Genomic DNA, 12,021 nt, shown 5'->3' on the forward strand with positions numbered 1-12,021 from the left:
TTATGACTCGCCCGCCCATTCTCCAACCCGGTCAAAGTTATACATTTAGTAAGTATTTTGAATTACCATATACCCCAGCAGATATCTTGGCGGAACTGGGATGTAGTTACGAACGCGCATCGTTACAACTACCACAATATTCAGGCGTAATTGACTATTTAGAATTTTTACAGCGTTACTTACGGCGCAATATCATGCGCGTAAATCCTATCAGTGAAGCTGCAAAACGTGAAGTTTTAATTGCTCCTATTTTGTTAGAAATTTGCGACCAAACGCAAACTCAACTAAACATTGAGTACCCGATTAATGTTAGCGAACAACTCAAAGGGAGTTTTGATTACTATATTTCATCCTTCAATTCATTGTTAGTAGTTGAAGCCAAGCAATCTGATTTAAGCCGGGGATTTACTCAACTTGCAATTGAATTGATAGCACTCGACCAATGGACAGATTCACAAACACCAACTTTGTACGGTGCTGTAACAAATGGAGAAGATTGGCGATTTGGAATATTTTATCGGCAAGATAAACGGGTCATGCAAGATATCAAACTTTATCGCGTTCCAGAAGGTTTGGAAGAATTAGTGCGAGTGCTTGTAGGAATTCTTACCAATGCTGGTAGTTAATTACAATAGTTTTCTTTACTAGTTCTATTTATTTGTCATCCCAAATCAAATCTAAACGCTCTTGTGCTGTCTTGAGGGCTTTTTCAGCAGACTCTCCTAGTACTGTCGCTTCTATAGCTCGACCAAGACTCTCAGAAAGACGACTATATCCAGCAATTATTGGTTGAGAACGTGCCACAGGTAACTGGTCAAAAAACACTTTTAATACTGGTTTTTCATTAATAAATTGCTGATAAGCTTTGCTTTGAGCCGATGTCAGGGTAACTGGCAAAAAACCCGTCCCTATACTCCATTCGGTTTGGAATTCCTCACTCAAAACATACTCTAAAAATTTGAATGCTGCTTGCTCTCTTACTGGTGTGGTCTTCATCACAAAAAAATCTCCAGTACCTGTGACTGTAGCAGCTTTGACACTTGCTGGTATGGGTAATACCTGATGATCGACCTCAGATTTCATAATTAAAGTCCAAGGGCCTGTTATCTGCATCGCAACACGACCTGTAAGAAAAGCTTCTTCTTCATAACCTCGCTCTGGGGCAGAAAGCATTACTGAACCATCTTTTATCAGGTCTTGCCAGAATTGTAAGGCCGCGATCGCACCCGGATTCGTTAAATTTGGGCGATTATTGATTACAATTTCGCCATCAGCACTATATAAAAACGGCAACCAACTAACCACAGTCCATCCACCTTTTCCTAAAGGCAGTAACATCCCATACTGTTCGGGGCGACCATCCCCATTGCGGTCTACGGTTAATTTTTTGGCAACTTGTCTCAACTCCTCCCAAGTTTTGGGTATTTCTGTTATTCCCGCAGCTTCAAAAAGTTTAGGACGATAAAAAATCCCAATATTACTGGTGTGCATTGGCACTGACCAAATGTGACCATCTAACTGCATTTCTGACAATAAGTTAGGTCTAATGTCTGACTTGAGGGGCGATTTATCCAACCAATCTTCTAAAGGTCGAAGTGCTCCTAATTCCACAAATTGACCTGTATATTCGGGGTGAAATGACAGGATATCTGGGGGCACATTAGCAACAACTGATGTTAAGATTTTCGGTAAATTAGGTTCTGGCTCGAATATAGAATCCACTTGAATATCAGGATGAGTTTGATTAAATTTATCTACTAATTTTTCAAAAATCTCTCGATGTGAAGGTGGATTAATAGCTTGCCAAAGTGTCAGATGAATTACCCCGTCCTCCTTTTGTCTAATTCCCTGACAACTAGCTAAAAATAGCAGAGATAAACTTAGAATAATTCCTAAAATTGAAAGCCGAGCGGCGATTTTTATCAATAAATACCAAAAATATCTAATTTTGGAAGTTATAAAATTAATATTCATACAAAGTTTTTAGATATATAGGTCATTTAGCAGATTATTCCTGGTTACACTTATCAATAAACAACTTGCTGAATTAAACTTTCTAACTGGTTAGCACAGCTAGTTTCACTAAAAAATTGTGCAATTTGCTCAGAGCGATCGATCTTCTGCTGAGGATTTTTTACATGGTCTATTATAGCTTCTGCTAATGCATCAATATCACTTTCTGGTACTATAGTTCCACAATTGAGTACTTCAGAAATCTCACGCGGTCCAACTGGACAATCACTAGCAATAAACGTTACCCCATTAGCTACAGCTTCGACAAGAACCATGCCAAAGCCTTCAGAATGGGAAGCAAGTATAACTGCTCGACACAGTGAAAAGTAAGCTTTAGGATTGGGGACAGATCCTGCAAAAAGTACGATGTCACGAATACCTAAAGAATTTGCCAAACCTTGCATCTCTACTTCTAAATCACCGTCACCTAGCAAAACTAGTCGGATATTTGAGTAAGTTTCGCTAGCTTTAGCGAATGCTTTAATTAAAGTTTGATGGTCTTTTGGATAATGAAATCTAGCAGCAGATACAAAGGTAATTAACTTAGAGTCGTTTAACCAAGACTCGGCTGTAGAATTGAGAGGTGGATTTTTTAAATCAGGTGTTACTGGATTATAGGATATTGCTATTCGATGATGATTTAAGCCAAGGTTTAAAAATTTCTCATGAAGAGTCTTGCAAACAAAAACTATTCCACTAGCTTGTTTAATAGCACGTAGATGTATCCAATTATCAATCCTGACATTTAAATCTTGGATAAATGCAGTGATGGGATTGATTTTGCGTTCAATCTTTGATTCTGAAAGATAATCGCTATGAATATAACTAATATATGGAATAGATAAACTTCCAGGGATAAACTTAGATAAATAAAAAAGCTTAGTGAGAAATGCACTATGACAAATAATAATATCTGGTTTCTGTTCAGTAACAATCTTATTTAATTGTATCGCTACCCATATTTGATGTATTGCCCCGCCAATGTAATATAAAGTTCCAGCAATTTTCATCACAATGATTATATAAGCTGATTTAAAAGATAATATCCAGTGTGGATCTAAATCAGTCAGGATTACAGTAGAGACTTTATAGCCAGCTTTTACCTGAGAAGAAATTAGCGAATCAGCAACTTTTGGCGCTCCACCAATGTTATTCAAAACTATATGACAAATATGCATACTTGTAGTTAAATTTTACTCCCTTTAGCAAAATAAACAAACTCAAATTTATTCGTGAATGCAGCACTAATTATACAGTCAGCAGGGGAGCAAAGCAACAATTTCTGACTTATTGTCTGGTTTTATGAATGTTGTTCTAAAACACTTTTAGTAACACTGGTTTCTGCTCTTGTATAAAGATATGTTTCTGGGACAGTGATTTTTTGCGTTTTAAAAGTTTTTTCTGCCCGATGCCAAAAGTCTGTATCCTCTCCATAGTGGATGTTTTCAAAGCCTCCTAACTCAAAAAATACTTTTCTCTTGCCGAAAAATGTCGGGCCTAAAACACATTCTCGCAAATTAATTGTTTTACCTGGCTGAAAATAATCTGCCACAAAAATCTCTTCATCACTGGCAAATCCCCCTTCAATTAAATCAATTTCTGGATGATTTTTCATGTATTCTAATCGTGATTCCAGATGATTGGGTTTGTAAGCATCATCACTATCGAGAAGTGTAATATATTTGCCAAAGGATGCCTGAATGCCAGCATTTTTAGCGTAAGCTTGTTTTTTATTTTGATGTTTGAGATATCGGATATTAGAGAATTTTTGAACATAATAATTGACAATTTCAAAGGTATTGTCTTGGCTACCATCATCAACTACAATCAGTTCCCAATCTTTAAATGTTTGAGAGATCACACTATTAATGCCATTATCTAAATATTTGGCGCGATTGTAAGTACAGATGACAACCGATATTTCTGGAACTGAATCAAATTTTATTGGACTCATAATAGATTGACACTAAAATTAAGTATTAGTACATTTACCACAGTATTTAGCAGATTATTCTGTGACTGGATTATGACTGTTTAACCTTAAGCGGATCTGATTTTAACTTAATGTGGATGCGCGATCGCTAATATTCCCGCATCCCCATCTAAAGTTACCTCTACACCCACTGGTAAGGCTGCATTGGGATTATCATGTCCAAAAGGCAAATCGGAGACAATGGGAATCCCCAAATCGCCCAAGCGATCGCGCAATACTTCTTCTACACTAAAACTAGATATAGTTGGTGGCGCTTCACAACGAGTAAAACCGCCCAACGCAATACCGCAGACTTGAGACAAAGCACCGCTCAAACGCCACTGCGTCAGCATCCTATCGATGCGATAAGGTGCTTCGGTAACATCCTCCAACGCCAGAATTACACCATCCAGATGTGGCAAGATTGGTGTACCTAAAAGGTGAGTAGCCACCGTCAGATTACCTGGTAACAAAGTACCATTCACTACACCACCACCCCAACCGCAACCTTTGAGAGGGGTAAAAGAACCACCTTCTACCCAATCAAATAATCGCTTAACTGACCAATCTGACTCATCTGCCAAAGTTGTCATTACAGGGCCGTGAACGCCGGAAATTCCTGCTGTATAAAGGCTCCATAATAAAGCTGTGATATCAGAAAAGCCTATGAGCCACTTGGGAAGCGTTGAGGTTGGCCAATTCCAATTTTCTAAGATGCGGGTGCTGCCAAAACCACCTCTGGCACAGAGAATACCACGACAATCAGGATCTTGCCATGCTGCTGCTAGCTGTTGACGACGGGTTTCATCTGTCCCTGCTAGATAACCCCATTTGTCATCTATCTTTGGGCTGATTTCTAGTTTGTAGCCACGCGATCGCCAAATTTCTAGACTCTGTTTAAATTCCTCAAATTCTCGCAAAGCACCACTAGGGGCAATTACTCGTAATAAGTCTCCAGGTTTTAAGGGCGGTGGTAAGATTTTGGCTGGCATGAAACAAGTTAGGAGTGAAAAGTATAATATTAACAATGCTGCAACTGTGTTAACAACACAACAACTTCATCAATTGCCTGCCGTACAACTGTTGCAGACTGATTTGACTGATTGACGATAATACTAAAAACTAGCGGCTCATATTTCGGCGCATTTATATATCCAGATAGAGAAACTACACCCGTTAACGTACCTGTTTTGGCTTGCACAATGCCCTCAGCAGGTGTACCTTGAAAGCGGCCTTTCAGAGTTCCACTTTTACCAGCCACGGGTAAAGATGCGCGATATATATATGCAGTTGGGGTTTTTGCCATTCCCCGCAGAGTTTGGACAAAAGCTTCTGGTGTCACTAAGTCACGACGTGATAAACCTGAACCATCGACCAAAATGTAATTAGTTGGATCGACCCCCAATTTAGTTAAACTTGCTTTGACAACTTCTAAACCAACATCAGCACTAGTCTGATTTTTCAGTCTGGTCTTTTTCACAGCTAATCCTCTCAGCAATGCTTCAGCATAAAGATTATCACTATTTAAATTAGTTTCTGCTAATAATTCAGCTAAAGGTGGCGACTCTACAAATGCTATTTCCTGTTGATTCACACCACCATTTACTACTAATGTCTGTCCCAAGTTAATTTTTTCTGTTGCTAAGGCACTACGAAAACGTCGTAAGAAGTAATAATTAGGGTCAACTACAGGCAAATCTATTAAAGATTCTTCAGAATTCGTTGCCAGTTGTCCTTGAATTCGTAATACTGTTCCTGATAATTCGCGGGTAACATTGACATAGCTCGGTTGATTTTGAGGGACGGTTATTGACTGATTAATTATCCGCCACTGTTTTGCTTCGCCAGGATCGAGCCACAGCACTTGCAAAGATTTACCTACAGCCTGTGGTACAAGTTTAAAGCTAAAAATATTTTTATTCAGAATAAAGCTGCTGACAGGTACGCCATCACTTGACTGCACATCTTCCCATTGCCAGGTGGGGTTAACAATATCACCTTGAATATAACTATCATCAGCACTCAACTGCTGAATTTGGGTAATCCTTTTCTGTTTTAACTGCTGTGCCAATTTTTGCAGTTCAGTATCACTCAAACTAGGATCTCCCCTACCGACAACACGTAAAATACCATTGCCATTCTGATAAATAGAGGTGCGAATCCGAAAATTAGCGCCCAATTCCTGCAACGCGGCTGCTGTCGTCAGCAATTTGAGGTTAGACGCAGGAGTAAAATATTTTTGAGCATCTCGACTGTAAAGAGTTAACCCTGTTGACAGAGGTTGTATCAAAATTCCCCAGCGCCCCCGACTAAATAAGGGACGATTGATTACAGCATCTATCGCTGTTCCCAGTTGGCTAGAGCAAATTGATTTTGTACTAGTTGTTGGTGCAACTGGGGTTTGTGCTTTCGCAACCCTAGAACTAAATCCTATCTGGCTAGTCAAAAATATTAATAAAATACCCAGTGGTTGATTTAAAGTCTTAAGTTTCACCAATTTTCCTTATCCCAAAGACAGATATTTTTACCTTGCGAACAATTTCCTTCCGGAGAGAGAAGAATTAGCTCAGTAAAGTTACTTAATTAGTATAGGGAAGATGTTCACATGTTTCATACATAGGCGATTGCACAAACATAATTTATGGGACTACAAAATCGAAACCCAAGTCAACCTGCATATACAGAAATACGAAATCGAGGCAATGGTGTGAGTACATTTTTATCTGGTGTAGCTGTATTACTCTCTACTTTGGCTTTGGGATGTAGTGGCTATGTAGCTTATGAAGTTTTTACGTTACGGCAAACACTAAATACTACTAGTACAGCCAGTAACACCATTCCCACTCAAGTCCCAAGTCCTACAACTACAACTTCTCCACAAGCAACACCACAAGCAACAGTATCACCATCTCCAGCTAGTGCTACAACTTCAGCAATTAGCCCTGGCCAATTTGTGCAGCCTGCTTTTGGCAAAAAGGCAGAAGTTGAGTTACTTTCAGCAAAACGAATTAAAGACCCAGAAACTGGAAATCGTGATGTGGTAAATCTGCAAATGCGGATTCGTCGCCTTGCCACAGACGGAGTTGTTGGTAGCGATATTATCTCGGTGGCTAGTACAACAGCCCGCAATCCTGAGACTAGCGTAACCTACAAAGGAGTTGCTCTTAATCGCTCAACAGGAAGCGTTTCTTTGTTCCAAGTACGTCCACAAGCCTCCGCAGATGCTTATATCTGGCTAAGAGTTCCCGATGGTATCAATAATTTGGACATTTTTGTGCCAGATACAGCCGCATTTAAAAACGTACCAATTTCATCTTAGCTAGCTAACTGATATCAAATCACTCCCCATCAAGGGGAGTCATTAATTGTTGATTATACAAGAAAATACTTTGCTTCTCTAAACAGTAGCCTGCAACCGTGAGTAGCAGTCTAAGAGTATGTTTGAAAAGTTTTTCGCTGTGATTTTAGGCACTTTTAGATCCCCCCTAACCCCCCTTAAAAAGCTATGCGTTACCCACATCTTTCTTTACAATATTAAAACCCTTACTATATAAGCATCTTAAGGACTGAAGCTTTAAGCCTACTTGATAAATCATCATTTATTCTTCTCGCTAAAATAGTGTTTTTATTGAGAATTAAAAACGAACGAATCAGGGTTCTAGAGACGTGAGTTAATACTCTCGAAATGTTAAGAAAGATGTTTATAATGGATAGCTTAAAAAGGGGGGAACCGGAATCAAAGTCCCCCTTTTTAAGGGGGATTTAGGGGGATCTAAAACGTTTTGCTACCGACCAAAGAACTTTTAAAACAACCTTTAAGACATAATCAAATTTCCAAAACTTTTTTTAATTACTTTCTCTTTCACTCTACGAGCAATTTCGCTGACTGCCATTGATGCAGTTTTAATGTTGCTTCTAATTGCGGTTGAAGTTTTTTATTAACCATTAGACTTCTTGCAGAAGTCGGGAAAAGGGGAAGGGGAAAGGTTTGTTATTTAACCTTTAACCTTTTCCCTTTTCCCACTCATTGTGCAAAAAGAACTTTTGCAAGAGGTCTATTGGTAAGAGCATATCCCAAAATAATTTGAAATATTTTAAATAAATAAATAATTATAACATTACAAGGTTAGCGAATAGGTAAGAAGGGATTCTAATTAGTATCAATTTTCCAGCATAGAAAAGAACCGGATGCACTAACATTAGCAGTTTTGCAGCATAACTGTAATTTTCAGCAGTAATCAGGGAAATATAAGTTTAATTAACTTTGCAATTATCGCAATGCTGATTCGGGGTGTTATCAGAAATGTTAACTCAAGGTTAAGGATTTAAACTATGTTGGCAATACATAGCATGACAAATGCTAATAATTTGAACTTGCAATTAGAATCCACTTTGCAAGAATTACCACTTTGGTCTGTTTACGTAGAAGCAGATAGTCCAGCAAATGATTTGAATACACTCTTTAAGCAAGAGCCTTTACTACCAGGAATTATCCTGGTGAAAAATCATGACTATCTGGGGATGATTTCTCGACAAAGATTTTTTGAACACATGAGTCGTCCTTATAGTTTTCCACTATTTTCTAAACGACCTGCGATCAATCTGATTAACTTTATTCAGCCAGATGTGTGTATAATTTCTGAGAATACGCTCATTGTAGAAGCAAATAAGCTAGCTTTGCAGCGAGAACCTCAATTTGTATATGAGCCGATTTTAATAGAAACTCAGTTGGGTAGTTATAAGCTACTCGATTTCCATCATTTACTTTTAGCTTATTCCCAAATTCATATTTTAACATTAGCTCAACTAGAGAAAGTAGAAGAACAATCTAGAATTGCTAAAGTAGGTTTTCGTACCCTTAAGAATAACTATGCGCGATTAATTCAAAATGAAAAAATGGCTGCTTTAGGACAACTTGTTGCTGGCATTGCACACGAAATCAATAACCCTGTGAACTTTATTGCTGGCAACCTTGTTTATGCACTCAACTATACTCAAGATTTACTACAATTAATTAGCCTATACCAACACCATTATCCTGCACCAGTAGCAGAAATTGAAGCTGCGATCGCAGAAATGGAACTAGAATTTTTAACTGCTGATTTTCTCAAGCTTCTCGATTCTATGAAGTTTGGTACTGAGCGTATCCAAGAGATAGTTCTTTCATTACGCAATTTCTCTCGACTCGATGAATCTGATAAAAAAATAGTTGATATTCATGAAGGTATTGATAGCACTCTAATAATATTACAAAACCGTCTTGTAAATCAACAAACAGGTCAGATAATTACTATTGATAAAAAATATGGAAATCTCCCTCTGGTAGAATGCTATGCTGGGTTAATCAATCAAGTATTTATGAATATTTTAGCAAATGCGATCGATGCGATCTTCGCGAGTGTTGAGTCAGCTTATTCAAATCTAAAATCACCTGTAATTCGTATTCGTACTGAAGTCACAGACAATCAGCAAGTAGTTATTCGCATTGCCGATAATGGTAGTGGAATTCCCAAGGATATACAAAAGCGATTATTCGACCCCTTTTTCACCACAAAACCCGTCGGTAAAGGCACTGGATTGGGGCTATCTATCAGCTATCAAATTATTGTAGAAAAACATTGTGGTCAACTGCAATGTATATCTACCATAAAAGAAGGAACAGAGTTTATTATTACAATTCCTGTCGAACTTAATTCCTGAAAAGTTAGTTAAAAAATCTCTATTTTGGGTAAATACCAATCGCTCAAGGATATTTTACCCTTTTGTTCGGCTGCTTCGGCGTGTAGGTGGCTGTGGTGGAGGTGGTTCCTGAGATTTTAGCTTGTCATCATCAGTCAAAAACTCTACATGAAAACCTTTTTGGTGATAGTACCAACCCAAAATGACAATACTAGCATCACCCATAGAAGTCTTTTCTACAGCTTGATTGGGGAATTTAGCGGCTAAGTTTTTTAATTCTTCCTCTTCCCAAAGAACAATTTGCTCACGGAACTTAGCCCAAGGTGTAGTTTCATCAGCTGCATAAGTCATAATTTCGGCAAATTTTTGAGCTGCAATACGTTTACTTTCTGAATTTGCTGTTTTAGCCTGTGCAATGTGATTACCTGTTTCTATAACAGCAGCTAAGGGAAGTACCAGCGTTGTTGATTTAGCAATTTCTGCCTCAATTTTATGATTTACACGCTGATAATTCCAATCATTATTACCAGCAGTTTCTCTACCTGGAACTTGTAACCAAACGCATAAAAGCGATGTATCGATTAGTAGCACCTTTCTCATATTAGTAACTATTCATTATGAGAAAGGCTTCTTTCAATTGCACCCTTAGTTGTCATATCACCCAAAGAATATGATGCAAATAACTTAGAAAAATTCTCAATATCTTCTAAAAGTGTAAGCTTGCTTTCTCCAGTTTCAGAATCGCGGTGTGCGACAACCACAAAAGGAACTATCTCTGGGCCTAAAGCATCAAGTAAAGCTGGGTTATGGGTAGTAAGTAAAATATCAATTTTTCTTTTACTGCCAATTTCTCGCAGTATTCTTACAAGTAATTCTGCACGTGATGGATGAAGCCCATTATCTATTTCTTCAATTACCAATTGACTACCTTCGGGTCGAGTAAGCAATGCTGTAAGAATTGCGATAAAACGGAGAGTTCCATCTGACATAGTTTTAGCATCTATTAGTGTCATCTCTCCAGGTTTCCATTCTTCTTCACAGTAGAGCATTGCATCAGTTTTTAGTCTACCGACTGGTTCTGCAAATACTGTTTTAATATCCCCTTCAGGGAAATCTTTGATGTAGGCTGATAGAGTTGATTCGACTTCGGATTTTTGTTCCCTATTCAATGCTGCTATTACACCGGCAATATTAGAAGCATCGCTTTCTAAAACGTCAGATAAGCGTGAATAATCGCGCATCATAGAAGGAACAGGATTTAAGATAAAAATACTAATAACTTTATTAATTATAATATTTATTACCTTAAGATAATTACTAAGCAAATCAAACTTATTATCATTTTCATAGATTATTTCAATCATTTTATTCGTTTGATTATTAATAATTTCTATGTTTTCAAGAATTACTTCAGCTTTTATCTCATTGTTTGTTAGATTCTCTTTTAATGCATTAAATTTTTGCAATAACTCTTGATTGCCATTATTTAACTTATTAATTGCCTGCTTCAATTTATCATGTTTACTTTGCTCTTGTGCAAATAATTGGTTAACTTCTGACAAATATGATTTATTAGTTAATAAATTATTATTGATTAATATTTCATTATTACTCTGGAAGTCTAATGATATTTTTTGTATCTCAAGAGATTCTTGGACAATATGAACATCTGGTTTAGTCTGTACTGTAATACTATAAAAATAATCTGTTTTATCATCTTCCCCTTGAACTAGTAGTTTTAATATAAATTGAGTTTCTGGTTTAAAAGCAGCCCATTCAACACCGCCTCGAATGGAGGAAAGAGTTTTATTTCCTTCTAAAGCTGCTTCAATATCCTCACCTCTGACGATTCTTTTGAGTAACTCTAACGCTTCAGCTACATTAGATTTACCACTTGCATTTGTACCAATTAGAACGGTCAATGGGTCAAGTGGAAGCTCGGCATAACGAAAACTTTTCCAGTTTTCCAGAATGAGTTGCTTAAGCATGATCATCTCCAAAAATGCTAAAACTAAAATTTGGTTTTTACTATTTTGACAAACTTAATAGCAAAATTCTGCGTTCCTTTGCATTTAAATTTCAACCTTCGATTCGCTAAGGTTGATACCACCGATTACAGGAATCGTTAACCTCAAATGTAACCGTAGCGCCAGCCAGTCACTTAAAGCTTCTCTTAACTCCCGCCTACATCCTTCTAGAGTTTGATGATTTGCCCAGACTCCTTGTAAGCTTGGAATTTCACCCCAATAAGTTTGATCGTCTTCAATGATCTCATAAAGCGCTAGTTCCATTGCTTGGTCAATGTAGCTTGCAAGCATAATAATTAGACAATCCAGTACCTATCTAAATTTAGCTCC

The 12,021-nt window shown here is 37.6% G+C and carries 11 protein-coding genes; 3 read left to right on the top strand and 8 right to left on the bottom strand.

Annotated elements, in window-relative coordinates:
* Positions 1-2: 2 nt before the first annotated feature.
* A complete protein-coding gene (locus tag RM368_RS03745) occupies positions 3-626 on the top strand; it encodes a hypothetical protein (protein WP_322692807.1) in 624 nt (207 codons plus the stop codon).
* A gap of 28 nt (positions 627-654) precedes the next feature.
* Here the strand turns inward: RM368_RS03745 and RM368_RS03750 are convergent, their stop codons facing one another.
* The 5 genes from RM368_RS03750 to dacB form a co-directional block, all read right to left on the bottom strand.
* Positions 655-1,974, bottom strand: coding sequence for an ABC transporter substrate-binding protein (locus tag RM368_RS03750; protein WP_322692808.1), 1,320 nt, complete (start codon positions 1,972-1,974; stop codon positions 655-657).
* A 53-nt stretch (positions 1,975-2,027) separates the two neighbouring features.
* A complete protein-coding gene (locus RM368_RS03755) occupies positions 2,028-3,191 on the bottom strand; it encodes a glycosyltransferase (RefSeq protein ID WP_322692809.1) in 1,164 nt (387 codons plus the stop codon).
* Positions 3,192-3,313: 122 nt separating this feature from the next.
* The gene (locus RM368_RS03760; RefSeq protein WP_322692810.1) at positions 3,314-3,967 is read right to left on the bottom strand and encodes a glycosyltransferase family A protein; all 654 of its coding nucleotides are present in this window, start codon (positions 3,965-3,967) and stop codon (positions 3,314-3,316) included.
* Positions 3,968-4,074: 107 nt separating this feature from the next.
* Positions 4,075-4,977: an LD-carboxypeptidase gene (locus tag RM368_RS03765; protein WP_322692811.1), complete on the bottom strand. Its 903-nt coding sequence runs from the start codon at positions 4,975-4,977 to the stop codon at positions 4,075-4,077.
* A 29-nt stretch (positions 4,978-5,006) separates the two neighbouring features.
* On the bottom strand, positions 5,007-6,479 hold the full coding sequence (gene dacB / locus RM368_RS03770) for a D-alanyl-D-alanine carboxypeptidase/D-alanyl-D-alanine-endopeptidase (protein WP_322692812.1): 1,473 nt from the start codon (positions 6,477-6,479) through the stop codon (positions 5,007-5,009).
* Positions 6,480-6,692: 213 nt separating this feature from the next.
* On the opposite strand from dacB, the gene RM368_RS03775 reads away from it, so the two are divergent.
* Both RM368_RS03775 and RM368_RS03780 read left to right on the top strand, forming a co-directional pair.
* Entirely contained in the window at positions 6,693-7,304 is a 612-nt protein-coding gene (locus RM368_RS03775; RefSeq protein WP_322692891.1) for a hypothetical protein, read from the top strand.
* Between the two features lie 1,031 nt (positions 7,305-8,335).
* On the top strand, positions 8,336-9,685 hold the full coding sequence (locus RM368_RS03780) for an ATP-binding protein (protein WP_322692813.1): 1,350 nt from the start codon (positions 8,336-8,338) through the stop codon (positions 9,683-9,685).
* 54 nt (positions 9,686-9,739) lie between these two features.
* On the opposite strand, the gene RM368_RS03785 is transcribed toward RM368_RS03780, so the two are convergent.
* The 3 genes from RM368_RS03785 to RM368_RS03795 all read right to left on the bottom strand — a co-directional run bounded on the left by RM368_RS03785 (position 9,740) and on the right by RM368_RS03795 (position 11,982).
* Positions 9,740-10,264 carry a hypothetical protein gene (locus tag RM368_RS03785; RefSeq protein ID WP_322692814.1) on the bottom strand — a complete coding sequence of 175 codons (525 nt, stop codon included), beginning with the start codon at positions 10,262-10,264 and terminating at the stop codon, positions 9,740-9,742.
* 8 nt (positions 10,265-10,272) lie between these two features.
* The gene (locus RM368_RS03790; protein ID WP_322692815.1) at positions 10,273-11,652 is read right to left on the bottom strand and encodes an ATP-binding protein; all 1,380 of its coding nucleotides are present in this window, start codon (positions 11,650-11,652) and stop codon (positions 10,273-10,275) included.
* An 84-nt stretch (positions 11,653-11,736) separates the two neighbouring features.
* Positions 11,737-11,982 carry a type II toxin-antitoxin system HicB family antitoxin gene (locus RM368_RS03795; RefSeq protein WP_322692816.1) on the bottom strand — a complete coding sequence of 82 codons (246 nt, stop codon included), beginning with the start codon at positions 11,980-11,982 and terminating at the stop codon, positions 11,737-11,739.
* Between the last annotated feature and the right edge of the window lie 39 nt (positions 11,983-12,021).

It is taken from the genome of Nostoc sp. DedSLP03, from assembly GCF_034530815.1.
Lineage (GTDB): Bacteria > Cyanobacteriota > Cyanobacteriia > Cyanobacteriales > Nostocaceae > Nostoc.

Bases quoted from the DNA above. Each gene is read 5' to 3' on its own strand.
- RM368_RS03745 (WP_322692807.1), top strand. From the start codon at position 3: ATGACTCGCCCGCCCATTCTCCAACCCGGTCAAAGTTATACATTTAGT.
- RM368_RS03765 (WP_322692811.1), bottom strand. From the start codon at position 4,977: ATGCCAGCCAAAATCTTACCACCGCCCTTAAAACCTGGAGACTTATTA.
- RM368_RS03760 (WP_322692810.1), bottom strand. From the start codon at position 3,967: ATGAGTCCAATAAAATTTGATTCAGTTCCAGAAATATCGGTTGTCATC.
- RM368_RS03780 (WP_322692813.1), top strand. From the start codon at position 8,336: ATGACAAATGCTAATAATTTGAACTTGCAATTAGAATCCACTTTGCAA.
- RM368_RS03750 (WP_322692808.1), bottom strand. From the start codon at position 1,974: ATGAATATTAATTTTATAACTTCCAAAATTAGATATTTTTGGTATTTA.
- RM368_RS03755 (WP_322692809.1), bottom strand. From the start codon at position 3,191: ATGCATATTTGTCATATAGTTTTGAATAACATTGGTGGAGCGCCAAAA.
- RM368_RS03795 (WP_322692816.1), bottom strand. From the start codon at position 11,982: ATGCTTGCAAGCTACATTGACCAAGCAATGGAACTAGCGCTTTATGAG.
- RM368_RS03785 (WP_322692814.1), bottom strand. From the start codon at position 10,264: ATGAGAAAGGTGCTACTAATCGATACATCGCTTTTATGCGTTTGGTTA.
- RM368_RS03790 (WP_322692815.1), bottom strand. From the start codon at position 11,652: ATGCTTAAGCAACTCATTCTGGAAAACTGGAAAAGTTTTCGTTATGCC.